Genomic DNA, 23,390 nt, shown 5'->3' on the forward strand with positions numbered 1-23,390 from the left:
ACGGTAAGGAGCTTGGGGTTTATGACAAATAACATTTCGAAAAGTGACCGAATCATTGATGCGGCGGTCAAAGTAATCGCCAATCATGGCTATCATGGTGCAAAGGTGACAGCCATTGCCAAAGAGGCGGGTGTCGCGGACGGCACGATTTACTTGTACTTTAAAAATAAGGAACATCTCTTAATTGAATTGTTCCAGGCAAAGATGGGGCTATTTATCGATTACTCGAAACAGCAAATCGAGAACGAGTCGACAGCCGGTAGTAAGTTATACCAACTGATCGAATCCCATTTGAAACAATTATCGGCCGATTATGACCTCGCTGTCGTGACCCAAATCGAACTTCGACAGTCGAACTTGGTACTTCGTCAAAAAATCGGGGAAGTGCTTAAACCATACTTGAATTTGATTGATTCCGTCGTCAAACACGGAATCGAGACAGGAGAGTTCGACAAGGATTTAGATTATCGACTCGCCCGTCAAATGATTTTCGGCACAATCGATGAGGTTGTGACGAGTTGGATGGCGAGCGGCTTCAAATACGATTTGATGTCGACGCTTCCGGATGTGCACCATATGTTAAAAAAGGGGCTTGCTTAATAGTAAGCCCTATCACTAGCTCAAAAAATGAATGCTGATTCATGAATGATGGGAAGAATTGACTAAAGGGGGATCAACCATGAATATTTTTGTTTTGCTGAAACGTACGTTTGATACAGAGGAAGCGATTCAGCTCGAGAATGGGGAAATTCAAGAAGACGGCGCTGAGTTCATCATCAACCCGTATGACGAATATGCGGTCGAAGAAGCGATTCAAAAACGTGACGCACTCGGGGGAGAGGTCACGGTCATCACGGTAGGACCAGAAGACGCGGATAAAGAACTTCGTACAGCGCTCGCAATGGGTGCGGATAAAGCCGTTCGCATCTCAATCGAGGACGATGTCGAGGACGCGGACCATGTCACGATTTCAAAAGTGCTCGCGACATACCTAAAAGAACAAGACGTCGACCTCATCTTCGCAGGAAACGTTGCCATCGATGGCGGTAGTGGACAAGTTGCTCCACGTGTCGCAGAACTATTGGACATGAACTATGTGACGACGATCACGGCTCTCGAAATCGACGGGTCAACGGCAACGGTCACGCGTGACGTCGAAGGGGACACGGAAGTCATCGAAGTCGCACTCCCACTTCTTGTGACAGCGCAACAAGGATTGAACGAGCCACGTTACCCGAGCTTACCTGGAATCATGAAGGCGAAGAAAAAGCCGCTTGAAGAACTTGAGCTCATGGATATCGACCTCGACGAAGATGAAATCGAAGCGAAAATCGAGACGATTGAACGATTCTTACCGGAAGAGAAGAAGGCTGGCCGAATCCTTGAAGGCGACATGTCGTCACAAGTAAGCGAGCTCGTACAACTTCTTCGCACGGAAGCGAAAGTCATTTAAGGGGGAGATCATTGATGAAAGCTTTAGTACTCGCAGAAGCGCGTGAAGGCGCGTTACGTAACGTATCATTCGAAGCCATCGCTGCGGCGAAACAATTGACAGACGATGTGACGGCAGTCGTGATCGGGGATCACGTCCAATCACTCGCACAAGAACTCGGGGAGTATGGCGCAAATCGCGTCCTCGTCGTCGAGGACGATCGTCTCAAACACTATACGCCAGACGGCTACGGACAAGTGCTCCGTCAGTTGATCGAGCAAGAGAACCCAGAGTTGATCGTCCTTGGACACACGGCTCTTGGGAAAGACATTGCACCGAAACTCGCGGCACGCCTTGATGCCGGACTCATCAGTGACGTCGTCTCGATCGAAGGATCAGGTCGTGACGCAGAGTTCGTTCGCCCAATCTACTCAGGGAAAGCGTTCGAAAAAGTGAAATTCAAAGACTCGGTCATGTTCTTCACAATCCGTCCGAACAACATCGACCCGCTCTCGCCTCAAGCTGGAGCGAGTGTGACGGTTGAAACGCCTGCAGTCGAATTGAAAGACCTTGCGATGATCGTTAAGGAAGTTGTCCGGAAGGCGACTGGGAAAGTCGACTTGTCGGAAGCGAAAGTCATCGTCGCAGGTGGACGTGGCGTGAAGAGTGAAGACGGATTTAAACCGCTCGAAGAGTTGGCTGAACTTCTCGGGGGAGCCGTCGGTGCTTCACGTGGAGCATGTGATGCTGACTATTGTGACTATGCACTTCAAATCGGACAGACGGGTAAAGTCGTTACTCCTGACCTTTACATCGCTTGTGGGATTTCTGGAGCGATTCAACACTTGGCAGGGATGAGTAACGCAAAAGTCATCGTCGCCATCAACAAGGATCCGGAAGCCAACATCTTTACCGTAGCTGACTACGGGATCGTCGGCGATTTGTTCGATGTCGTCCCGATGTTGACAGAAGAATTCCGCAAACACCTCGTCAATAGCTAATAAGCAAAACGTTTTGGGGTTGTTACCCTCCGTGGTATACTCTGAACATGAATTGCATGAGAGTTCTCTATCAGGACTCTCTCATCTTATTGGGGAGGTTTTTACAAATGGCTATTAAACACGCAACGACTCAATCGTTTGAACAAGATGTAAAAGAGGGCGTCGTCCTCGTAGATTTCTGGGCAACTTGGTGTGGACCATGTCGCATGATCGCGCCAGTTCTCGAAGAACTCGATCAAGAAATGGGTGACCAAGTCCAAATCGTGAAACTCGATGTAGACGAAAACCCAGAAGTCGCAGGTGCTTTCCAAATTCAAAGTATCCCTACACTCATGATGTTCAAAGACGGTCAGCCTGTTTCTAAAACAATGGGCTTCCAACCGAAAGAGGCATTGAAAGAGTTTATCGCGACAGCACAATAATTGCGTAGCAGCCGATTCGAATCGGCTGCTTTTTTTGTTTTATCGACTTGAAAAGAAGGAAAAGGACAGACAAGCGGGGAATAAGTTGAGTTATCCCATACAGCCTGATTGAAGGGCCAATTCTGATACATATCGTCTGTTTTTCAAATTTTTTTTGAGGATTTTCCGTCGGCTTCCTTCATATTTAACAGATTCGAAATTTTGACGAGGGAGCGTCTGAACTGGAAGCTTTTATCATGGAAACAGACTGAAAATTTGCGCTATACTCATGAGGAAGACTTGATGGAGTCAAGTGAACTTACTTTACGACTCACTCAATGGTACGACTCTGTTCGAAGGAGGAATTTTCTTGTCGGTGTTACATTTAGCTATTTTGTTGCCGCTCCTTGCGGCACCGTTCATCCCGCTTTTGTTTCGGGGGATGAGACAAATTCATACAGGCTGGTTCGTCTTAATCGTTCCGGTCGTCCTCGTCACCTACTTCGCCGGATTCATTCCGATTACAAGTGCAGGGGACGTCGTGACAGAGACGATTGCGTGGATGCCATCCCTCGGGATCAACTTCACGGCATATGTCGATGGACTGAGTCTATTATTCGCCCTTCTCATCACAGGGATCGGGTCACTCGTTGTTCTCTATTCAATCTACTATCTGAATAAGGACAAAGAGTCGCTCGGGAATTTTTATGTGTATCTCTTGATGTTCATGAGTGCGATGCTCGGGGTCGTTCTCTCGGACAACATGATCGTCATGTATATGTTCTGGGAACTCACTTCGATTTCATCTTTCCTGTTAATCGGATATTGGTATGAAAAAGAACGTTCTCGTTACGGCGCTCAAAAGTCGATGCTTCTCACGGTATTCGGAGGATTGTCGATGCTTGGGGGGATCGTGTTAATCGAGTCGATGATTGGCTCGTACAGCATTCGAGACATGGTCGCAAACTCCAGTGTGATTGCGGAGAGCCCATTCTTCCTCGTGGCGATGATTCTCATTTTGCTCGGGGCATTCACGAAGTCCGCGCAATTCCCGTTCCACATCTGGTTGCCTGACGCGATGGAAGCACCGACTCCGGTCAGTGCATACCTCCACTCGGCAACGATGGTCAAGGCGGGTCTTTATCTAGTGGCCCGTATGAGCCCGGTGTTCCAAGAGTCGGCTGTATGGTTGTGGACGATTGCCGCGGTCGGGATGTTCACGATGTTCTGGGGCTCGTTCAATGCCGTGAAGCAGACCGACTTGAAAGGAATCTTGGCATTCTCGACAGTCAGTCAGCTCGGGTTGATCATGTCGCTCCTCGGTCTCGGGGCTGCGGCGCTTCACTATGATGGGATGGATGACAATATCTTTATGGTGGCGACGATTGCGGCCATCTTCCATCTCATCAACCATGCGACATTCAAAGGATCGCTCTTCATGATGGCGGGGATCGTCGATCATGAGACAGGAACACGTGATATTCGTAAGCTCGGTGGTCTGATGACCGTCATGCCGATCTCATTCACGATAGCCGTGATCGGTTCCTTGTCCATGGCAGGTCTTCCTCCGTTTAACGGATTCTTGAGTAAAGAGATGTTTTTAAAGGCGACGACGAAAGTCTTTTCAGCCGATTTCTTTGCACTTGATACGATTGGAATTGTACTCCCGATTATTGCGTTTGTCGGTAGTGTGTTCACGTTCATCTACAGCATCATGCTGTTCACGAAAACGTTCATGGGGAAAGCGAAGTTCGACCAGTTACCGAAACAACCGCATGAGGCACCGATTGGGATGTTGATTTCTCCTGTCATTCTTGCGCTTCTCGTCGTGGTTCTCGGTTTCTTCCCGAACGTGTTGTCGCACTCGCTCATCAAACCGGCAGTCGAATCGATTTATCCGACCCTTGTCGCAGAGGGACAGGAAGTCGACGTCCACATCTACTTCTGGCACGGATTGACACCTGAGTTGTTCATGACCATCGGGGTCGTGGTGCTCGGTTCGTTGCTGTTCGGGCAGTTGGGTAAATGGATGGGAATTTATAACCGAATCCCATATCGTTTGACGCTGAACGGGATGTACGACGGCACGCTCGTCTGGTCGAACAAAGCGGCATACCGCTTCAAAGACAATTACATGACGGGATTCATTCGGTCATACTTGATTTACATCTTCGTATTCCTTTCAGGGATGATGCTCTTTAGCATCTGGTGGTTCGGGATGTACGACTTCTCATTTGAGAACTTGGCAGAAATCGCACCGTATGAATATGTTCTCGGGACCGTCGTCATGCTCGGTGCGCTCGCCATTCTCTTTATGAAGTCGAGACTTCCATCTATTATCTTACTCGGGGTCGTCGGTTACGGCGTGGCACTGTTCTTCGTCTTCTTCGGAGCCCCTGACTTGGCACTCACACAGCTCGTCATTGAGACGGTGTCGGTGGCGTTGTTCTTACTCGTCTTTTATCACATGCCGGACATCAGTAAGAAAGAAGTGCGCATGCGCTTTAAAGTGGGGAATGCTCTCGTGGCGATTCTCGTCGGGACGACCGTGATGCTCCTCAGCTTCATGGCATTGACGAATAAATCGCTCACCTCGATCTCTGAGTTTTATAAAGAGAACGTGTATGAACTCGCTGCCGGGAAGAACATGGTCAACGTTGTCCTTGTCGACTTCCGTGGCTTTGATACCTTGTTTGAAATCGTGGTCCTCGGACTTGCGTCCCTCGGGATTTACACGATGATTAAATTTAGAACATCACGACGTACGAAAGGAGAAGGTGCACATGAAGCAAAACAGCAAACGCGTCAATGACGTCATTTTGCAGACGGCCGCAATCATCATCTTCTTCATCATCGTCATCTTCTCGATTGATTTGTTCTTTGCCGGTCACTATTCACCAGGTGGAGGCTTCATCGGTGGATTGATGACCTCTGCGGCCCTCGTCCTGTTGTTACTCGCATTCGATGCGAAGACGCTCGCGAACGTACTTCCGGTCAACTATCGCCTCATGACAGCAAGTGGGTTGCTGATTGCGCTTGCGACAAGTCTTCATTCAGTTTTTCTAGGTCGTCCGTTTTTGACACATGCTTATGGAAAGTTTCATTTGCCGCTTCTCGGTGAGCAGACGCTCCATACGGCGATTGCATTCGACTTAGGCGTTTACCTTGTTGTCATCGGTGTCACCATGACGATCATTCAAACGATTGGAGAGAGTGAATAATGGAAATCTTCGTTAGCATCATCATCGGTGTCCTGACGATGTGTGCGGTCTATCTTGTTCTCTCAAGAAGTTTGTTACGCATCATCATCGGTACGGCACTGTTCAGTCACGCCGCACACTTGCTCGTCTTGACGACGGCAGGATTGAAGACGGGGGCTGCCCCTGTCCTCGTGGATGGGGTGACTGAATTCACAGACCCGTTACCACAAGCTCTCGTCTTGACGGCGATTGTTATCAGTTTTGGGGTGACGGCGTTCTTCCTCGTACTTGCTTATCGCACGTATCAGGAGCTCAGCACGGACAATATGGAAGAAATGAAAGGAACAGAATCGTATGATTAACTTACCGGTCTTTCCAATCGTCATTCCTGCGCTTGCGGCCATCCTCATGATGTTCATGCCGAAACGTGTCCAGCTGCAGCGCGGGATGGCTCTTGGAGCTTTAGTCATCACTTCGATCGTGTCACTCTTTCTCGTGCACACGGTCTCGACAGAGGGAATTCAAACCCTCAATCTCGGGAGTTGGCAGGCACCGTTCGGGATCACACTCGTATCGGATATGCTGTCAGCCCTACTCGTCACGACGTCGACATTGCTCACACTCTTTATCGTGTGGTTCGCCGTCCATTATTTCTCGGAATCGTATGAAGGCAACTATCTCTACATTGCGATGCTGTTCTTGCTCGTCGGGGTGAACGGTGCTTTCACGACAGGCGATATTTTCAACTTGTTCGTCTTCTTCGAGGTCTTCTTGATGTCTTCGTACGTCCTGATTGTACTCGGTGGACGTGGCGTTCAGTTACGCGAATCGATCAAGTACTTGCTCGTAAACATTATCGCCTCGGCCCTCTTCGTCATGTCAGTTGCCTTACTCTATGGCGTGACAGGCACGCTCAACTTGGCAGACTTGGCGATGAAGATCCCGCTCGTCGACAATCCGGACGTCATCACCGTCATCGGTGTGCTATTCGTCATCGTCTTCGGGATGAAAGGGGCACTTGTCCCACTTCACTATTGGCTACCGGGAGCGTATGTGGTCGCGCCGACGCCGATTCTTGCGATGTTCGGAGCCCTCTTGACGAAAGTCGGGATCTACTCGATCTTACGGACGTATACGCTTCTCTTTGATGGAAACGGTGAGTTTTTACAGACCTTCCTCATGGTGCTCGCTGCCCTCACGATCTTCATCGGGATGACGGGTGCGATCGCCTATAACGATGTGAAGTTGATTATCATCTACAACATTATGATCGCGGTCGGGGTCATCCTTTACGGAATTTCGGTAAACACGCAGACGTCCCTTGAAGGGTCGCTCTACTACTTGATTCACGATATGTTGATCAAGGCCGTCCTCTTCATGCTTGTCGGGATGATGATTGGCATCACCAAATCTGGTCAACTCCGGGATATGGGGGGGCTCATCACACGATTCCCGCTCTTCGGATGGACGTTCTTCATCGCAGCGCTCTCTCTTGCGGGGATTCCTCCACTCAGTGGGTTCTTCGGGAAACTGTTGATTGTGTCAGGTGGGATGAACGAAGGCGAGCTCTTTGGACCACTTCTCGTTCTGATCTCAAGTCTCTTCGTCCTCTATTCGGTCATGAAGATTTTCTTGAACGGATTTTGGGGAGAGGCGAAACGTGAGTACGATGGGCCACTCGCGCCATATACGAAACGATTGATTGTGCCAGTGTTCTTGCTACTTGCCATTGCGGTCGCATACGGATTTGGGGCAGAAGCCATCCACCCGTATATCACGCAAGCAATCGAACCGCTCGTCAATCCAGAAATCTATATCGATGCCGTGATAAAGGAGTGAATGACAGATGGCTTATCAACTTTTGATTAACTTTTTCTTGGCGTTCATCTGGATGTTCCTCACGGGATCGTTCACATCGAGCGGTTTCTTCGTCGGTTATTTACTCGGTTTGCTTATCTTGTTCATGATGCGCCGGTTCTTCAAAGCGGGCGGAGGCGGATTCTATTTCGCTCGCGTCTGGCGATTGTTCAAACTGCTCTTGATTTTCATCCGTGAATTGTTCCTTGCGAACTTTGAGGTATTGCGTCTCGTGTTAAGTCCGAAACTGAAGATTCAACCAGGGATCTTCCGATATGAGACATCGCTCGATAAAGGGTGGAAAGTTAGTTTGCTCTCGATGTTGATCACGCTCACACCGGGAACGCTCGTTGTCCAAGTATCGAAAGACAACTCCGTCCTCTATATCCATGCGCTCAATATGCCAGATAAAGAAGCGTTACAAAAAGATATATATGATAACTTTGAATTAAGTATTAAGGAGGCGACAGAGTGATGGATCTTTTAGATGTTCTCATCTACATCTCGCTCGCCATTCTTGTGCTTGCGATGCTGATGATGTTATATCGTGTCGTAAAGGGACCGACGACAGCGGACCGTGTCATCGCGCTCGATTCAATCGGAATCGCGCTGATCTCGGTCGTTGCGTTGCTCTCCATCCTGCTTGATACGACACTTTACTTTGAAGTCATCTTACTGCTCAGTATTTTAGCCTTCATCGGAACAGTGGCATTCTCGAAATTCTTAGAGAGGGGAGAGATTATCCAAAATGACCGCGACAATGATCTTTGATCTTATCACCGGCATCTTTACGATTATCGGCGTCTTCTTCACCGTCGTCGCCGCAATCGGTCTCATTCGTCTCCCGGATATTTATTCGAGAACGCACGCTGCCTCGAAGAGTGCGACACTGGGCGTCATGTTCGTGCTCTTCGCGGCCGTTTTACACGTGTATGTAGATGAGCGCGTCTTTGATGCAAGACTCTTGCTTGGACTCTTCTTCGTCCTCTTGACGGCTCCTGTCGGGGGGCACCTCATCTCACGTGCGGCGCACGCGAAAGGGGTCCCGCTTTGGAAGAAGTCGTTACAAGACGCACTGAAAGAAGACAAAGATAAAGGGATTGAATGAAAGAAAGACGGGATTCGCCATTCGGCGAGTCCCGTCTTTTGTTTAGATGAGATAAGTGAGGTCAGAAGCAGCAGTCGGATAGGCGACTTCTAAGTGCTTCACGTGTTGATGCGACAGTTTGTTCTGTATAATGAAAGAGAACAGATTGATGAGTTCCGGCGCATGGTGTCCGATTAGGTGTGCCCCGATGACATGACCTTCGGCGCTTAGAAGTATTTTCGAGTAAGCCGTCGTGTCATGGATGCGTGAATAAGTTAAGAAGTTCGACATGTCTGTCTCTTTCACGTCGAAGTCGATCCCCTCGGCCTTCGCTTCCTCTACCGTAAGACCGACTTTTGCAATCGGAGGAGTCGCATAGACGATGGTCGGGGCAGGGCGCTCTGGAAGTGCTCGCGTATTCCCGTGAAGCATATTTAAGGCGGCGAGACGGCCTTCCTGACCGGCGAACGGAGTAAGTGCGGGATTTGGACTCTTGGCGACGTCACCGGCGGCGTATATGTTCGGATTACTTGTTTGAAGATACTCGTTCACGAGCAAACCGTGACGATCAGCCTTGACTCCGGCCGCTTCTAAACGTAGTCGCTCGATGCTTGGAATTCGCCCGGTGGCGTTAAGGACAACTCCTTCAAGGGTAGAGTCATCTGATAACGTCAAGACGTTCCCGTCGATTCGTGTCGGTTCGATATCGTGGCGGACGGTGATCCCGATGCGCTTCGATTCCTCGACGAGCCGATGGACGACGTTCGGGTCGAATGCTTTTAATGCACGTGAGCGGATGAGGAGTGTCACGTCACTTCCGAAGCGTCGAAAGATATGGGCGAATTCGAATGCGATATAGCCGGCACCCACGATATGAATCGCATCCGGTACTGCATCTAGGTCGAATACATCATCACTCGTGATGGCCAAATCGCCACCAGGGATATCAAGCGGACGTGGCGTTTGTCCTGTCGCAATCAAAAATTGATGGGCAGACAACTCATGACCATCGATGACGATGGAGTCTTCATCGATAAAGTGAGGCTCCCCCTGATATAAATCAATGTTCATCTCGTTCCAATGCTGTGTTTTTGACGTAGGGATTGAGAAGCGATATTCATCAATCCGCTTTTTAAAGGAGGCCCAATCGAGTGATAGGTTTCCTTCGACCCCGAGCTCGTGCATACGTTCCGTTCGGGCAAGGAGTTCGGCTCCTTCGGCGAGCATTTTCTTCGAATCACATCCGCGTTGTGGACACGTTCCCCCGAACGTCCAATTCTCAATGATGGCGATCTCTTTACCGGCTTCTCGTAAAATGGAAGCGGCTTGGCTCGCGGCGGAACCGCTACCGACAATGATGACATCGTATCGTTTCATAATATTAAATCCTCCTCTGACGAGATATCACACTCTTTTTCCCGTCCAGGAGGAAGCTAAACTGAGGTGAATGGAATTGAGTCATAGTGACCACATTAAACATAAATTAGCGCTACTCCCGGACGAACCGGGTTGCTATCTGCATAAAAACGAATATGGCGAGGTCATATACGTAGGGAAGGCGAAAAACTTGAAGAACCGGGTGCGTTCCTACTTCACAGGGGCCCACGACATCAAGACGATGCGTCTCGTCGCGGAGATCCGTGACTTCGAGTACATCGTGACAGCGAGCGAACTTGAGGCGTTATTACTCGAAATGACGCTCATCAAAAAGCACGACCCGAAGTACAACATTCGCTTGAAGGACGACAAGACGTATCCGTACATCAAAATCACGAACGAACCTTACCCACGTCTATTGACGACACGTAAGCTGAAAAAAGACGGAGGCCATTATTTTGGGCCATACCCGAACGCCTATGCGGCGAACGAGACGAAACGACTTCTCGATAAGCTGTATCCGCTCCGGAAATGTCAGCCGATGCCGAAGAAACTCTGTCTGTATTATCATATCGGGCAATGTTTGGGTCCTTGCGAGCTAGCGGTCGATACGGATTCGCAAAAAGAAATCGTCAATGAAATCCGGCGCTTCTTGAACGGGGAGACGAGTGAGACGCTCGCGAAGTTGAATGTCGAGATGGGACGTGCCGCTGAGGACATGCAATTCGAACGGGCGGCTGAACTACGCGATCAAATTCGAGCCGTCGAATCGATCATGAACAAACAGAATATGATCACGGCCGACCCGACGGCCCGTGACGTCTTTGGCTACACACTCGACCGAGGCTGGATGTGTGTCCAAGTATTCTATATGCGTGGCGGGAAGATGATCGAGCGAGATGTCTCGCTCTTCCCGATGCACGGAGAGCCTTCGGAAGAACTCGAAAGTTTCATCGTTCAGTTCTATGAACAAAATGTCGTGCCGAAAGAGATTCTCGTACCGGAGACGGTCCGGCTCGACTTACTGAATGACGCCATCGGAACGAAAGTGATGCAACCGAAACGAGGGGCGAAGAAACAATTGCTCGATTTGGCGACGAAGAATGCGACGATCGCCTTGAACGAGAAGTTCGAGCTACTCGCACGTGACGAAGAGCGGACGTTGCTCGCAATGCGTGAACTCGGGGAAGCCATCGGCATCCCAAACTTGTCCCGTGTCGACATCATCGACAACGCGAACATTCAAGGTGCGGACGCCGTGTCGGCACTCGTCGTCTTTGAAGACGGGAAACCGCTCAAAAAAGAATATCGGAAATATAAGATTCAGACGGTCCAAGGGCCGGACGATTACGAGACAATGCGTGAAGTCGTCCGTCGACGGTTCCGCCGTCTCTTGACGGAAGACAAACGATTACCCGACCTCCTACTGATTGATGGGGGGATTGGGCAATTGAACGCGGCCCTCGACGTCATCCAAAATGAGTTCGGGCTCGACTTACCGGTCGGCTCGCTCAAAAAAGATGACCGACACCGAACGAGCCAGCTATTGTTCGGGGAACAGGGTGGCGTCGTCGAGCTCCATCCACGCTCGAGCGCCTTTTATCTATTGCAGCGGATGCAAGATGAGGTCCACCGTTTCGCCATCACGTTCCACCGTAGCTTGCGGACGAAGAAAATGACAAAATCACTATTAGATGAGATCCCGGGTGTCGGTCCGAAGCGTCGACAACAGCTCATCCGTCATTTCGGGTCGATGAAACAGATCCGTCTGGCCTCACTCGAACAATTGAAGGAAGCGGGACTACCTGAAAAATTAGCGGAGACCGTGCTTCAATATGTGCACGAGGAGACGGATGAATGAGACAGCTTCCGACAGATGTGGAGAATACAATCGCTTCATTCGTGAGAGCGATTGATGAATTTCTACCAACCGTTCAGCATATATACATTCATGGATCAGTAGCGATGGGTGGCTTTCATCCAAAACGAAGTGATGTAGATTTGTTGCTCGTCGTATCGAACGCATTGACTCGGGAGGAACGACATAAACTCATCGACTGTTGTCTCTTATACTCCAACGAACCATATCCGCTCGAACTGAGTATCATGACGGTAGCTCAGCTAAAAGACTGGTGTCACCCGAGTCCTTTTGAGTTTCACTATAGTGAAGGGTGGCGTTCTCGTTTTGAAAAGGCAAATGGGGAAGAGCGAACCGAATTGCAGCAAGGATTCACCGACCCTGATCTGGCAGCTCATATGTTGATGATTTTAGAACGAGGTATCACTTGGCGCGGACATCCACTACATCAATTGCTCTGCGGATTCGATTCCGCTCATTTTTCTGATGCGATTCGTGCAGATGCGATTGATTGTCTCGACACGCTGGAGGAAAATCCAATTTATTGCGTGTTGAACTTGGTACGCGGATTGGCTTATGAACAAGAACGTGTCCTGCTCTCGAAACAAGAAGCACTCGGTTGGCTGGAAGATAACGGACATTTTCCGGGAAATGTTGTGACGGTCGTTCGTAAGGCGTCTCAGGGCTGTAAAGGGGAAGGCGTGACGTTTGATCAATATGAACTCAATGACGTACGCCAGTATATGAATGAGCAACTTCAGCTGAAACAAAAATAAGAGTCGATGCATGTGCATCGACTCTTATTCGTAATCGTCTTTCCGGTCTAGTTGGACGGTGATTTGGACAGCTTTTCGAGTGGGATCGGCATACCCCTCTGCGACACACTGGAAACGACCTGCAATTTGTTCGGCTAAAAACCCGGCTTCAAGTTGATAGTAGCCTGTCGCTTTATCTTGAGTCGCAGGTGGCGGAATCAATTCATATGTGAATTTACTTCCGCGTTCCTTCTTGATTGTCAACTCTCCCCAACCCGCTTCCGCGAAGAAAGCGATCAGTTCATCGTCAGACATCGTCGGGAACTTACGGGCGACCCGTTTCCCTGACCAATAGATGACTTGGGCGTAATCTTCACCAAGCAAGTCCGTCAACACATAGTCGCGAAGTAGTTCAATCGCGAAAATCGGTTGGCTCATCGTTTCCATTCTATCCCATCACTCCAATCTCTCTATATCATTATAACGACCATTTAGAATTTGGTCATCCTGTATTTTTGAAAAGAATGTGGCACAAATCGGCTAGGTTGTCTTGTCATACAATTTTCACAGGAGTAGAATAAAAGACAGAAAGCTATATCTGCATTTGAAAACGCTTTTATTGACAAAACGAGCCAGCGCTCGTGAAAAGGGGGAAATAGAATGGCAGCGCATCGTGACTACTTTAGTCGTAAAGTCCATTCGCTACTTGGGGTCATTCCAATCGGTCTGTTTTTGATCGTCCATTTAACGGTCAACTACTACATCGTCGATGGAGTGGAGTCATTCAACAAAGCAGCACAATTTATGGAGAGCTTACCGTATTTATACTTCCTTGAAGTGACGATTATCGCACTACCGATGATCTTCCACGGAGTGTACGGGGTGTACTATGCGTTTCTCGGATCGATTAACTCGAACCGCTATTCATACGCACGGAACTGGTTGTATCTCTTCCAACGCTTTACAGGGGTATTTCTTGTGATCTTTATTTCGTGGCACGTATGGGAGACGCGCCTTGCGAAATTACGCGGTGTGGAGGTCAATGCAGAAATGATGCAAAGCATCGTCGACAATCCACTCATGTTGCTCTTTTACATAGTCGGAATTCTTTCGGCTACATTCCACTTTGCGAACGGTCTCTGGTCGTTCTCGATCACGTGGGGGATCACACAGTCACCGCGTTCGCAACGACTCATGAGCTACGTATCAGGTGTCGTGTTCTTGGCACTATCTTTTGTCGGCATCCGTTCGATTTTGACGTTTGCAGGCATCTTGTAATTAGGGGGAATTGTACATGGCAAATCAAAGTCTGATCGTCATCGGTGGCGGTCTAGCTGGACTCATGGCGACAATCAAGTCGGCTGAGATGGGTGTTCCGGTAAAACTATTCTCGCTTGTACCGGTCAAGCGTTCACATTCAGTATGTGCTCAAGGCGGAATCAACGGTGCCGTCAATACGAAAGGGGAAGGGGATTCCCCGTGGCAACACTTTGACGACACGGTCTATGGAGGCGACTTCCTCGCTAACCAACCACCTGTTCAAAAGATGGCAGAAAATGCACCGAAAATCATTCATATGTTCGACCGGATGGGCGTTATGTTCAACCGTACGCCAGAAGGTCTCTTAGACTTCCGTCGTTTCGGCGGAACGCTTCACCACCGTACGGCATATGCGGGAGCAACGACGGGGCAACAACTTCTCTACGCACTCGATGAGCAGGTTCGTCGTTACGAGGCTCAAGGCCTCGTCGAGAAGTATGAAGGATGGGAATTCCTTCGCGCCGTGATCGATGAAGAAGGCATTTGCCGCGGCGCGGTTTGTCAGGATTTACGCTCGATGGAAATTAAAGCGTTCCCATCAGACGCGGTGATCTTGGCGACAGGTGGCCCTGGGGTCATCTTCGGTAAATCGACCAACTCGGTCATCAACACTGGGCAGGCAGCGGCAGCGGTTTACCGTCAAGGCGCGGTCTATGCGAACGGGGAGTTCATTCAAATTCACCCGACCGCGATTCCTGGCGATGACAAGCTTCGTCTCATGAGTGAATCGGCTCGTGGGGAAGGTGGACGTGTCTGGACATACAAAGACGGGAAGCCATGGTACTTCCTCGAAGAGAAATATCCGGCTTACGGAAACCTCGTACCGCGTGACATCGCGACACGCGAAATCTTCGACGTATGTGTCAACCAAAAACTTGGTGTCAACGGCGAGAACATGGTTTATCTCGACTTGTCTCATAAAGACTCAAAAGAACTCGACATCAAGCTTGGTGGGATTCTCGAAATCTACGAGAAATTCGTAGGGGACGACCCGCGTAAAGTACCGATGAAAATCTTCCCGGCGGTCCACTATTCAATGGGCGGACTTTGGGTCGATTACGATCAAATGACAAACATTCCTGGACTCTTCGCGGCCGGAGAATGTGACTACTCGATGCACGGTGCGAACCGTCTCGGCGCGAACTCGCTTCTCTCAGCCGTTCATGGCGGAATGGAAGCAGGTCCTGCGGCAGTCAACTACATGCGTGGTCTCGATCAAGCGACAGAGAGCGTTTCAGAGGCGCTCTTCAACTTTAACGAACGTGAAGAAATCGAGCGTTTCAACAACATCTTGGCGATGGACGGAACAGAGAATGCGTATCAAATCCACCGTGAACTCGGTGAACTCATGACAGACAACGTTACCGTTGTTCGCTACAATGACAAACTTGAAGCGACCGATAAGAAAATCCAAGAATTACGTGAACGTTTCCATAACATCTCAGCTACGGATACGGCACGTTGGAGCAACCAAGGGGCATCGTTCATTCGACAACTCGACCACATGCTCGACCTCGCACGCGTCATCACACTCGGCGCACTCAAACGGGACGAGAGCCGTGGTGCCCATTACAAACCGGAGTTCCCGGAACGTAATGATGAGCAGTTCATGAAGACGACGATGGCACGTTACAAAGATGGGGAAGTCGATATCTCGTATGAAGACATCGATGTTTCGTTAATCCCGCCACGTAAACGGGATTACTCGAAGAAAGGGGCGAAGACGAAATGACGACGCCAATGCAATCTGAACAAAAAGACATCCGTTTCATCATCGAACGCCAAGATGGACCGGATCAAGCAACGTATACAGAAGAATTCACGGTACCATACCGTCCGAACATGAACGTCATCTCGGCATTGATGGAAATCCGCCGGAATCCGGTCAATGCGAACGGCGAAAAAACGACACCAATCAACTGGGACATGAACTGTCTTGAAGAAGTGTGTGGTGCCTGTTCGATGATCATCAACGGAAAGCCACGCCAATCGTGTACGGCACTCGTTGACAAACTCGAACAACCGATTCGTCTTGCACCGATGAAAACATTCCCGGTCATCCGTGACCTTCAAGTCGACCGTCAACGCATGTTCGACGCGTTGAAAAAAGTGAAGGCGTGGGTTCCAATCGACGGAACGTACGATCTCGGTCCAGGACCACGTATGCCAGAGAACAAACGTCAATGGGCGTACGAATTATCAAAATGTATGACGTGTGGTGTTTGTCTTGAAGCGTGTCCGAACGTGAATGACAAATCAGACTTCATCGGTCCAGCGGCGATTTCACAAGTCCGTCTCTTCAACTCGCATCCGACAGGTGCCTTCCACGCGGAAGAACGCCTCGAGGCATTAATGGAAGACGGCGGCATCATGCAGTGCGGAAACGCACAAAACTGTGTCGAAGTTTGTCCAAAAGGTATTCCGCTCACGACGTCAATCGCTTCGATGAACCGTCAAACGACGCTTCACTCGTTCAAACAGTTCTTCGGTAGTGACAAAGGTCGCACCGGTTCTGCGGTCGAGGCATAAGCGAGCCGATGACCAAGTACTTTCGAGAGCCAGGTTGGGAAACACGTGTCAAAGCAGGGGTCGCACTCGATGTGAAAGTTCGATTTTCAGAGTGCGACCCGTATGGTCACATGAATAACACGATTCCGTTCATCTATTTCGAAGATGCCCGGATCGAGTTGTTAGAGGCGACAGGATTCTCCTTAAAGGATGGATTCGTCGTCGTCGCCGATGCGCAATGTGACTATGTTCGACAAGTCATGCCACGTCAACAGCTGACTGTGCATGCCAATATCTTGACGGTCGGAAACACTTCATGTGATATTCATTACGGGGCATATGATGGAGAACAACTCCTCTTCGCAGGACGCACAAGCCTCGTTCATTTGACGAAGGAAGGCCGTCCTACGGAATGGACTCCAGAATATAAAAACCGCTTGCAGAATTTTTGCGAATCCGCTATCATTTGATAATGAGTTCACAAACAAAAAATATTCTGCCGGTTCGCCTGTAGAATTGAATTTTGAAGGGAGACCATCATCTCATGGAAAAAACGTTCACAGTCGTTGCTGATTCAGGAATTCACGCTCGTCCAGCTACTCAGTTGGTTAACACAGCTTCTAAGTTCCAGTCAGACATCAACCTCGAGTACAATGGTAAAACAGTTAACTTGAAGTCGATTATGGGTGTACTTTCACTCGGTATCGCAAAAGATTCTACAATCAAGATCACTGCTGAAGGTGAAGATGCAGAAGAAGCGATCAACACGCTTTCTGACATGCTCACTAGCGAAGGTCTTGCTCAGTAATTTGGGTAAGGGACGAGGCGCCACTGGCGACCTCGTCTTTTTTTGTCATGGGACCGTTTCTTTTTCCGGTCGATGTTTTTTGGTAAGATAGGTGAGAATGGAAGTGATGCGAAATGAAACGAGCGATTGGAGTCCTCGATTCAGGAGTCGGCGGATTGACGGTAGTCAAAGAATTGATGCGCCAACTCCCTAAAGAAGAAATCATCTATATCGGCGACACGGAACGCTGTCCTTATGGTCCGCGTCCGCACGATGAGATTGAAGCATATACATGGGAATTGATTGAATTTTTATTGAAAAAAGATGTCAAGATGATTGTCATTGCCTGTAACACGGCGACGGCGGTCGTGTTGAAAGAGGCGCGGAGACGACTCGATATCCCAGTCATCGGTGTCATTGACCCGGGTGCCCGCGCTGCCGTCAAAGGCACGCGGAACAAACATATCGGTGTCATCGGAACGAAGATGACGATTGAAAGTGGTTCGTATGAGAAAGCACTTCGTCATGTAGCCGGTGAGGTCGATGTGTACTCACTCGCATGTCCACCGTTCGTGCCGCTCGTAGAGGCGGGTGAGGTGTCTGGAGATCGTGTGTATCAAGTGGTGGAGGAGACACTCCGTCCTCTCCAATCGTCTGAAATGGATACGCTCATTCTCGGTTGCACACACTATCCACTTCTCGCTCCCGTCATCCAAAATGTGGTCGGACCGGACGTCCACCTCATCTCATCGGGTGACGAGACAGCGCTTGAAGTGGCGGCGATGCTGGATTATCAAGAACTTGAAAATGGATTGGATACGGTCCCGTCCCATGCCTTTTATGCGACGGGGGATATCGAACTGTTCGACCGATTGGCAAGTGAATGGCTAGGAAGACCAGTCCATGCGGAGAAAGTCGAGGTGACCGGCATTGCGTGAGACGAGACGATTTGATGAACTACGTACGGTTGAAATCGTGCCACATGTAAACAAGCACGCGGAAGGGTCTGTCCTCATTTCGATTGGCGATACGAAAGTCATCTGTACCGCAACGGTCGAAGAGCGCGTCCCGAATTTCCTTCGCGGAAAACGGCAAGGTTGGATCAATGCGGAATATGCGATGTTGCCACGTGCGACGGGCAATCGGACTGTCCGAGAGTCGGTTCGAGGGAAACAGTCCGGTCGAACGATGGAGATTCAGCGTTTGATTGCTCGGTCGCTTCGCTCGGTCGTTGACTTGGAGCGGCTCGGAGAACGAACGATCTGGATTGACTGTGACGTCATTCAAGCAGACGGGGGGACGCGAACAGCTTCTATCACAGGAGGCTTTTGTGCGCTCGTCCTCGCCGTCGACCGATTGATCCGTCAAGGGAAACTCGACGATACACCAATCAAAGAAGGCGTGGCCGCGATTTCCGTTGGGCGAACAGATGAGCTCGTCCTAGACTTGGATTACTTGGAAGACGCGGCGGCAGAGGTCGACATGAACGTCGTCATGACGGCGAGCGGTCGATTCGTCGAAGTACAAGGTACGGGAGAAGAGGCGACGTTCACCCTTCAAGAGATGAACGAGATGCTCGCGCTCGCACAACACGGAATCGAATCATTATTCAAGACGGCCGAAGCGGCACTCGGTGCTTCGTGGTGGTACGTCGGAGAACGCTCGGAGGAGACATTATGAAGTTGATCATTGCGACACACAATCCCGGAAAGGTGAAAGAACTAGAAGGGATGCTGACACCGCTCGGTTTCGAAGTCGAGTCGTTACTCGATTATCCGGATGCACCGGAAACAGATGAGACCGGCACGACGTTTGAAGAAAATGCGGCGTTAAAAGCGACGGAAGCGGCTGCCTACTTTGGGCATGCCGTACTCGCGGATGACTCTGGCCTCGAAGTAGACGCGCTCGACGGAGCACCGGGAGTCTATTCTGCCCGTTTCGCTGGTCCAGAAAAATCGGACGAGGCGAACAATGCGCTTCTGCTTGAAAAGTTAAATGGTGAAACCAATCGGACGGCGCGCTTCGTCTGTGCCCTTTGTCTAGCGAAGCCGAGCGGGGAAACGTTGACCGTTCGCGGAACGATTGAAGGGACGATCGGCTACTCGCCACGAGGAGAGAACGGTTTCGGATACGATCCACTCTTCATCGTTCCATCACTTCACAAGACAGCGGCGGAATTAGAACGTGAAGAAAAAGCGGTCGTCAGTCACCGTGGACAAGCATTACGAAAATTGGAGGCAGAAATCATTCCATTCATGAAAGGATGAAGCTTATGCGTTTTCTAATAGTGAGTGATAGTCATGGTCTGACGGAAGAATTGACAACGATTTTTGAACGACACGAGGCGGAGATTGATGACGCGTTCCATTGCGGCGATTCACAACTCGCACTTGTCGATGAACATCTATTGCCGTATCGAACTGTCCGGGGGAATTGTGATTTTGGGGGAGACCTTCCGCTCGAACGGATCGAGACGACGGATGCCGGCACAATCCTCATCGTCCACGGGCATCATCACGACGTCAAATTCGACTTGAATCGGCTGCGTTACCGGGCGGAAGAGGTCGGCGCGAACGTCGTCTTGTTCGGTCACTCGCATGTGGCAGGTGCTCTAATCGAGGACGGGGTCGTCTACATCAACCCAGGTTCGATTCGGATGCCACGTGGACGCTCCGATAAGACGTATGCGCTTCTTGACCTAGAAAATGGGGAAGCGGCAGTGCGTTTCTATCGTTCAGAAGACGGTTCACACGTTGAAGATTTAGACATCGCAGGAAAACTATGAGTTTCGAATGGGAAATCGATTGACAGGAAACCATTTTTCTATTATAGTTTTCATGTCAATGTCCCAATAGCTCAGCAGGATAGAGCAACGGCCTTCAAGACAAATAGGAGCCTTTATAGGGAAACAGAAACCTATAAAGTGGACGACACTATATCGGTGAAGCCTTAACAGATCATGCTGATGGTAATACCGAGGAAACTCATTCCCGATCGGGTCGAGTTGATTCGAATGTCTATGAATGTAGAGGTAGAATCAATGGAGGAGCATCATGCTCGTGAGGTTCCGTAGAGACTACACGTGTCGCACCTGAAACGGTGAAGATATAGTCCAGACTACAAACAACACGATGTTGGTGACGAAAGTCATGGTGGTAAGCTAAGCCGTCGGTCGGGGGTTCGAATCCCTCTTGGGACGCTTCCATTAAAATAGAGACGCTCTCTACGGAGATCGTCTCTTTTTTCATTTTCCGGGAAATCGATTGACAAGGAATTGCGTCCTAACGGAAGATGAAAGGGAATGGAAGAGAGGGTGAGGGAAGATGGAGAAGAAAAAGGATCAGGACTATCCGTTCCCCGGGAATTGGTCGCGTCTGCATAAGATGATTCAGGAGGCGGATGCTTCCGGAGAACGACAGCGGATCGAACCGATTTTGTGGGATTGGTATCAGACGATTCCGGGTGACCCGTTTATTTTCATGGAAATCTTCCAATGTGCGATGGAACGACCGGATGACCCCGAAACACTCGAAAAGCTGCAGGAGCTCGTCACGATTCAGATGGCAGAAGCAGAAGAACCAGCGTCTGGCGGACTTCAGATTGCACAATATTTCATCATGCGAGATCAACCGTTTGAAGCGGCCTATTGGATTCATCAGTATCTCGACTGGCAAGACAAAAAAGATACGGTAAATACACAGGCGGACCAGGTATTGCAGGTCTTGAAGATGACGGAATTTCCGGCTGCCATCGCCAAACTGAAGCGGACGTTGACGCGCGGGAGTACAGGGGAACAAATCGAAGCGTTACAACATGTCCACTTTAATATCGACAGCGTCCTCGACAATGTGCTTCATGAATTGCTCGTGTCGGATCGTCCGAAACTCGTCAAATTGATTGTGCTAGAAAAGGCATTTGCCGAACTGTCGGACATCGCATGGACGGATGAGGGCTCGATGCACGAGATGACGAAAGATGATGCTTCGATACAAATCGAAACGTGGGAAAAAATGGTGTTATCGCTTCAAAAATCAGTAGAGGGTGATGAGATTGGAACCCAGCTATTGATGAACTACATGTACACGCACTATCCGTATGTGCCGGCTTCAAAGGAAGAGGTCGAAGTGGCACTGATACAAGCGAAACAGGCGATTTTACATGACGAACCGGTCGACGGTTTGGCGTCCGCGATTTTGGAGGCGGATCTGCGCTTTACGCAGTCGTTATTAGACTAAATCCTTGTGTGCACACTGAGGATTTATGCTATAATACGGATTGTTGTACATTTTTGTACGGTATAAACGAATTGTTGGAGGGACTTAGCATGACAGCAAAATGGGAAAAAACATCAGGTAGCCAAGGTGTACTCACGTACGAAGCTCCTGCAGAAGCTTTTGATAAAGCAGTTGACGCCGCATTTAAAACAGTCGTCAAAGACTTGAACGTGCCTGGCTTCCGTAAAGGGAAATTGCCACGCCCAATGTTCAACAAAATGTATGGAGAAGAAGCACTCTATCAAGATGCACTCGACATTCTCTACCGCGACACAATCCAAGGTGCGGTTGAAGAAGCTGGTTTCGAACCAATCGCGCTCGAAAACATCGATGTAGACGGCACGCTCGAAAAAGGCAAACCAGTCGCGTTCAAAGTGACATTCGTGGTTGAGCCAGAAGCTGAGCTTGGCGAATACAAAGGTCTTGAGTACGAAGCTGTTTCTACTGAAGTAACAGAAGACGAAGTGACAGCAGAACTTGAAGCACTTCAACAGCAAGGCGCAGAACTCGCTGTTAAAGAAGGTGCAATCGAAAACGGCGATACAGCTGTCTTTGATTTCGCAGGTTTCGCTGACGGTGAGCAGTTCGAAGGCGGCACAGCTGAGAACTACACACTTGAAATCGGTTCTGGCCAATTCATCCCAGGATTCGAAGAGCAAATGATCGGCATGACTGCTGGTGAAGAAAAAGACGTTGAAGTAACATTCCCTGAAGAGTACCACGCTGAAAACTTGGCGGGTAAACCAGCGACATTCAAAGTCAAACTTCACGAAGTTAAAACAAAACAAGTTCCTGAACTCGACGACGAGTTCGCAAAAGACATCGACGAGTCAGTTTCAACACTCGACGAGTTGAAAGCGAGCATCCGTGAGCGTTTAGAAGCTGGTAAGAAACAAGAAGCTGACGGTACAATGCGCGACCAACTCGTAGAGCAGGCAACTGCAAACGCGACAATCGACGTACCAGCAGTTCTCGTTGACCAAGAAGTAGACCGCATGGTACAAGAGTTCGGCTCACGTGTATCTTCACAAGGAATCGACCTCAACATGTACTTCGAACTCACTGGCACTTCTGAAGAAGCAATGCGCGAAGAGATGAAAGAGCAAGCTGAAGAGCGCGTAAAAGCTCGTCTCGTCTTGAAAGCAATCGCTGAAAAAGAAGCAATCGAAGTATCTGACGAAGATGCTGAGAAAGAGCTTGAAGAAATGTCTAAACTTTACAACATCGCACCGGACCAACTCCGTACGATGCTCGCTCCACAAGGCGGACTTGAAACACTTAAAGGTGACCTCAAATTCCGTAAAGCGATCGACATCCTCGTTGAAAACGGTAAAGCGAAGTAAGTTGATTTTTAGTGGGACGACTGCTTAGCGGTCGTCCTTTTTTATGTCACAGCACTTTGCATGTGTAATTCTTTGAAGTCGCAATATGTTCATGCTACAATTATTTCAACGCAGAGATGTAAACTGTCTTTTCACGGTGCATCGCACCAGAAAATTCAAATCGCGATTTATCGCACTTACATCCATTTTC

Annotated in this window: 26 protein-coding genes; 24 read left to right on the forward strand and 2 right to left on the reverse strand. The window is 49.4% G+C overall.

The window, feature by feature from the left end; all coding sequences use genetic code 11:
* The first annotated feature begins 21 nt into the window (after positions 1–21).
* From KNO94_RS08900 to mnhG, 11 genes are all read left to right on the forward strand, one after another.
* The gene (locus KNO94_RS08900; protein ID WP_214739592.1) at positions 22–600 is read left to right on the forward strand and encodes a fatty acid metabolism transcriptional regulator FadR; all 579 of its coding nucleotides are present in this window, start codon (positions 22–24) and stop codon (positions 598–600) included.
* A gap of 79 nt (positions 601–679) precedes the next feature.
* On the forward strand, positions 680–1,453 hold the full coding sequence (locus tag KNO94_RS08905) for an electron transfer flavoprotein subunit beta/FixA family protein (protein ID WP_214739594.1): 774 nt from the start codon (positions 680–682) through the stop codon (positions 1,451–1,453).
* Positions 1,454–1,467: 14 nt separating this feature from the next.
* Positions 1,468–2,433, forward strand: a complete 966-nt coding sequence (locus KNO94_RS08910) for an electron transfer flavoprotein subunit alpha/FixB family protein (RefSeq protein ID WP_214778995.1) — start codon at positions 1,468–1,470, stop codon at positions 2,431–2,433.
* A 107-nt stretch (positions 2,434–2,540) separates the two neighbouring features.
* Entirely contained in the window at positions 2,541–2,855 is a 315-nt protein-coding gene (gene trxA, locus KNO94_RS08915; protein ID WP_214778997.1) for a thioredoxin, read from the forward strand.
* Between the two features lie 349 nt (positions 2,856–3,204).
* A complete protein-coding gene (locus tag KNO94_RS08920) occupies positions 3,205–5,646 on the forward strand; it encodes a Na+/H+ antiporter subunit A (RefSeq protein WP_214779000.1) in 2,442 nt (813 codons plus the stop codon).
* Positions 5,618–6,055, forward strand: coding sequence for a Na(+)/H(+) antiporter subunit B (locus KNO94_RS08925; protein WP_214739600.1), 438 nt, complete (start codon positions 5,618–5,620; stop codon positions 6,053–6,055). Before KNO94_RS08920 ends, KNO94_RS08925 begins: the two co-directional genes overlap by 29 nt.
* On the forward strand, positions 6,055–6,396 hold the full coding sequence (locus tag KNO94_RS08930) for a Na(+)/H(+) antiporter subunit C (RefSeq protein WP_015881093.1): 342 nt from the start codon (positions 6,055–6,057) through the stop codon (positions 6,394–6,396). Before KNO94_RS08925 ends, KNO94_RS08930 begins: the two co-directional genes overlap by 1 nt.
* A complete protein-coding gene (locus tag KNO94_RS08935; RefSeq protein ID WP_214779001.1) occupies positions 6,389–7,873 on the forward strand; it encodes a Na+/H+ antiporter subunit D in 1,485 nt (494 codons plus the stop codon). The genes KNO94_RS08930 and KNO94_RS08935 overlap by 8 nt, the downstream gene beginning before the upstream one ends.
* A gap of 7 nt (positions 7,874–7,880) precedes the next feature.
* A complete protein-coding gene (locus KNO94_RS08940) occupies positions 7,881–8,366 on the forward strand; it encodes a Na+/H+ antiporter subunit E (RefSeq protein ID WP_214739603.1) in 486 nt (161 codons plus the stop codon).
* Positions 8,366–8,662, forward strand: coding sequence for a Na(+)/H(+) antiporter subunit F1 (locus KNO94_RS08945; RefSeq protein WP_214739604.1), 297 nt, complete (start codon positions 8,366–8,368; stop codon positions 8,660–8,662). The genes KNO94_RS08940 and KNO94_RS08945 overlap by 1 nt, the downstream gene beginning before the upstream one ends.
* Positions 8,640–8,999, forward strand: a complete 360-nt coding sequence (gene mnhG / locus KNO94_RS08950; protein WP_214779003.1) for a monovalent cation/H(+) antiporter subunit G — start codon at positions 8,640–8,642, stop codon at positions 8,997–8,999. Before KNO94_RS08945 ends, mnhG begins: the two co-directional genes overlap by 23 nt.
* A gap of 42 nt (positions 9,000–9,041) precedes the next feature.
* On the opposite strand, the gene KNO94_RS08955 is transcribed toward mnhG, so the two are convergent.
* Entirely contained in the window at positions 9,042–10,355 is a 1,314-nt protein-coding gene (locus KNO94_RS08955; protein ID WP_214779005.1) for a dihydrolipoyl dehydrogenase family protein, read from the reverse strand.
* Between the two features lie 70 nt (positions 10,356–10,425).
* Here KNO94_RS08955 and uvrC point away from each other — a divergent pair, with 70 nt between their 5' ends.
* Both uvrC and KNO94_RS08965 read left to right on the forward strand, forming a co-directional pair.
* Positions 10,426–12,216: an excinuclease ABC subunit UvrC gene (uvrC, locus tag KNO94_RS08960; protein WP_214779007.1), complete on the forward strand. Its 1,791-nt coding sequence runs from the start codon at positions 10,426–10,428 to the stop codon at positions 12,214–12,216.
* Positions 12,213–12,989, forward strand: coding sequence for an aminoglycoside adenylyltransferase domain-containing protein (locus KNO94_RS08965; protein ID WP_214779009.1), 777 nt, complete (start codon positions 12,213–12,215; stop codon positions 12,987–12,989). Before uvrC ends, KNO94_RS08965 begins: the two co-directional genes overlap by 4 nt.
* Before the next feature lie 24 nt (positions 12,990–13,013).
* Here KNO94_RS08965 and KNO94_RS08970 read toward each other — a convergent pair whose 3' ends face one another.
* Positions 13,014–13,406, reverse strand: a complete 393-nt coding sequence (locus tag KNO94_RS08970) for a YslB family protein (protein WP_251125896.1) — start codon at positions 13,404–13,406, stop codon at positions 13,014–13,016.
* A gap of 222 nt (positions 13,407–13,628) precedes the next feature.
* On the opposite strand from KNO94_RS08970, the gene KNO94_RS08975 reads away from it, so the two are divergent.
* The 11 genes from KNO94_RS08975 to tig all read left to right on the forward strand — a co-directional run bounded on the left by KNO94_RS08975 (position 13,629) and on the right by tig (position 23,200).
* Positions 13,629–14,246, forward strand: a complete 618-nt coding sequence (locus KNO94_RS08975) for a succinate dehydrogenase cytochrome b558 subunit (RefSeq protein WP_214739614.1) — start codon at positions 13,629–13,631, stop codon at positions 14,244–14,246.
* Between the two features lie 16 nt (positions 14,247–14,262).
* The gene (sdhA, locus tag KNO94_RS08980; protein ID WP_214739616.1) at positions 14,263–16,020 is read left to right on the forward strand and encodes a succinate dehydrogenase flavoprotein subunit; all 1,758 of its coding nucleotides are present in this window, start codon (positions 14,263–14,265) and stop codon (positions 16,018–16,020) included.
* An 8-nt stretch (positions 16,021–16,028) separates the two neighbouring features.
* On the forward strand, positions 16,029–16,817 hold the full coding sequence (gene sdhB / locus KNO94_RS08985) for a succinate dehydrogenase iron-sulfur subunit (protein WP_214742347.1): 789 nt from the start codon (positions 16,029–16,031) through the stop codon (positions 16,815–16,817).
* A gap of 8 nt (positions 16,818–16,825) precedes the next feature.
* Complete coding sequence (locus KNO94_RS08990) at positions 16,826–17,266, forward strand: acyl-CoA thioesterase (protein WP_074032771.1); 441 nt, start codon at positions 16,826–16,828, stop codon at positions 17,264–17,266.
* 74 nt (positions 17,267–17,340) lie between these two features.
* Positions 17,341–17,604: a phosphocarrier protein HPr gene (locus tag KNO94_RS08995; protein ID WP_015881106.1), complete on the forward strand. Its 264-nt coding sequence runs from the start codon at positions 17,341–17,343 to the stop codon at positions 17,602–17,604.
* 113 nt (positions 17,605–17,717) lie between these two features.
* A complete protein-coding gene (gene racE / locus KNO94_RS09000) occupies positions 17,718–18,521 on the forward strand; it encodes a glutamate racemase (protein ID WP_214739618.1) in 804 nt (267 codons plus the stop codon).
* Positions 18,514–19,263, forward strand: a complete 750-nt coding sequence (rph, locus tag KNO94_RS09005) for a ribonuclease PH (RefSeq protein ID WP_214739620.1) — start codon at positions 18,514–18,516, stop codon at positions 19,261–19,263. The genes racE and rph overlap by 8 nt, the downstream gene beginning before the upstream one ends.
* Positions 19,260–19,850 carry an XTP/dITP diphosphatase gene (locus tag KNO94_RS09010; protein ID WP_214739622.1) on the forward strand — a complete coding sequence of 197 codons (591 nt, stop codon included), beginning with the start codon at positions 19,260–19,262 and terminating at the stop codon, positions 19,848–19,850. The genes rph and KNO94_RS09010 overlap by 4 nt, the downstream gene beginning before the upstream one ends.
* A gap of 5 nt (positions 19,851–19,855) precedes the next feature.
* The gene (locus KNO94_RS09015) at positions 19,856–20,368 is read left to right on the forward strand and encodes a metallophosphoesterase family protein (RefSeq protein WP_074032782.1); all 513 of its coding nucleotides are present in this window, start codon (positions 19,856–19,858) and stop codon (positions 20,366–20,368) included.
* A 538-nt stretch (positions 20,369–20,906) separates the two neighbouring features.
* Complete coding sequence (locus KNO94_RS09020) at positions 20,907–21,818, forward strand: hypothetical protein (protein WP_214779013.1); 912 nt, start codon at positions 20,907–20,909, stop codon at positions 21,816–21,818.
* 89 nt (positions 21,819–21,907) lie between these two features.
* Positions 21,908–23,200, forward strand: a complete 1,293-nt coding sequence (gene tig, locus KNO94_RS09025; protein ID WP_214779015.1) for a trigger factor — start codon at positions 21,908–21,910, stop codon at positions 23,198–23,200.
* Positions 23,201–23,390 lie beyond the last annotated feature (190 nt).

This window comes from Exiguobacterium sp. s22 (assembly GCF_018617455.1).
Lineage (GTDB): Bacteria > Bacillota > Bacilli > Exiguobacteriales > Exiguobacteriaceae > Exiguobacterium.

Excerpts from the sequence above, each read along its gene's own strand:
- KNO94_RS08940 (WP_214739603.1), top strand. The coding sequence starts at position 7,881 with ATGGCTTATCAACTTTTGATTAACTTTTTCTTGGCGTTCATCTGGATG.
- KNO94_RS09015 (WP_074032782.1), top strand. The coding sequence starts at position 19,856 with ATGCGTTTTCTAATAGTGAGTGATAGTCATGGTCTGACGGAAGAATTG.
- sdhA (WP_214739616.1), top strand. The coding sequence starts at position 14,263 with ATGGCAAATCAAAGTCTGATCGTCATCGGTGGCGGTCTAGCTGGACTC.
- KNO94_RS08905 (WP_214739594.1), top strand. The coding sequence starts at position 680 with ATGAATATTTTTGTTTTGCTGAAACGTACGTTTGATACAGAGGAAGCG.
- KNO94_RS08910 (WP_214778995.1), top strand. The coding sequence starts at position 1,468 with ATGAAAGCTTTAGTACTCGCAGAAGCGCGTGAAGGCGCGTTACGTAAC.
- KNO94_RS08955 (WP_214779005.1), bottom strand. The coding sequence starts at position 10,355 with ATGAAACGATACGATGTCATCATTGTCGGTAGCGGTTCCGCCGCGAGC.
- KNO94_RS08925 (WP_214739600.1), top strand. The coding sequence starts at position 5,618 with ATGAAGCAAAACAGCAAACGCGTCAATGACGTCATTTTGCAGACGGCC.
- racE (WP_214739618.1), top strand. The coding sequence starts at position 17,718 with ATGAAACGAGCGATTGGAGTCCTCGATTCAGGAGTCGGCGGATTGACG.
- KNO94_RS08975 (WP_214739614.1), top strand. The coding sequence starts at position 13,629 with ATGGCAGCGCATCGTGACTACTTTAGTCGTAAAGTCCATTCGCTACTT.
- KNO94_RS08935 (WP_214779001.1), top strand. The coding sequence starts at position 6,389 with ATGATTAACTTACCGGTCTTTCCAATCGTCATTCCTGCGCTTGCGGCC.
- tig (WP_214779015.1), top strand. The coding sequence starts at position 21,908 with ATGACAGCAAAATGGGAAAAAACATCAGGTAGCCAAGGTGTACTCACG.
- KNO94_RS08990 (WP_074032771.1), top strand. The coding sequence starts at position 16,826 with ATGACCAAGTACTTTCGAGAGCCAGGTTGGGAAACACGTGTCAAAGCA.
- KNO94_RS08970 (WP_251125896.1), bottom strand. The coding sequence starts at position 13,406 with ATGAGCCAACCGATTTTCGCGATTGAACTACTTCGCGACTATGTGTTG.
- KNO94_RS08995 (WP_015881106.1), top strand. The coding sequence starts at position 17,341 with ATGGAAAAAACGTTCACAGTCGTTGCTGATTCAGGAATTCACGCTCGT.
- KNO94_RS09010 (WP_214739622.1), top strand. The coding sequence starts at position 19,260 with ATGAAGTTGATCATTGCGACACACAATCCCGGAAAGGTGAAAGAACTA.
- KNO94_RS09020 (WP_214779013.1), top strand. The coding sequence starts at position 20,907 with ATGGAGAAGAAAAAGGATCAGGACTATCCGTTCCCCGGGAATTGGTCG.
- KNO94_RS08930 (WP_015881093.1), top strand. The coding sequence starts at position 6,055 with ATGGAAATCTTCGTTAGCATCATCATCGGTGTCCTGACGATGTGTGCG.
- sdhB (WP_214742347.1), top strand. The coding sequence starts at position 16,029 with ATGCAATCTGAACAAAAAGACATCCGTTTCATCATCGAACGCCAAGAT.
- mnhG (WP_214779003.1), top strand. The coding sequence starts at position 8,640 with ATGACCGCGACAATGATCTTTGATCTTATCACCGGCATCTTTACGATT.
- KNO94_RS08965 (WP_214779009.1), top strand. The coding sequence starts at position 12,213 with ATGAGACAGCTTCCGACAGATGTGGAGAATACAATCGCTTCATTCGTG.
- trxA (WP_214778997.1), top strand. The coding sequence starts at position 2,541 with ATGGCTATTAAACACGCAACGACTCAATCGTTTGAACAAGATGTAAAA.
- KNO94_RS08945 (WP_214739604.1), top strand. The coding sequence starts at position 8,366 with ATGGATCTTTTAGATGTTCTCATCTACATCTCGCTCGCCATTCTTGTG.
- KNO94_RS08900 (WP_214739592.1), top strand. The coding sequence starts at position 22 with ATGACAAATAACATTTCGAAAAGTGACCGAATCATTGATGCGGCGGTC.
- uvrC (WP_214779007.1), top strand. The coding sequence starts at position 10,426 with ATGGAATTGAGTCATAGTGACCACATTAAACATAAATTAGCGCTACTC.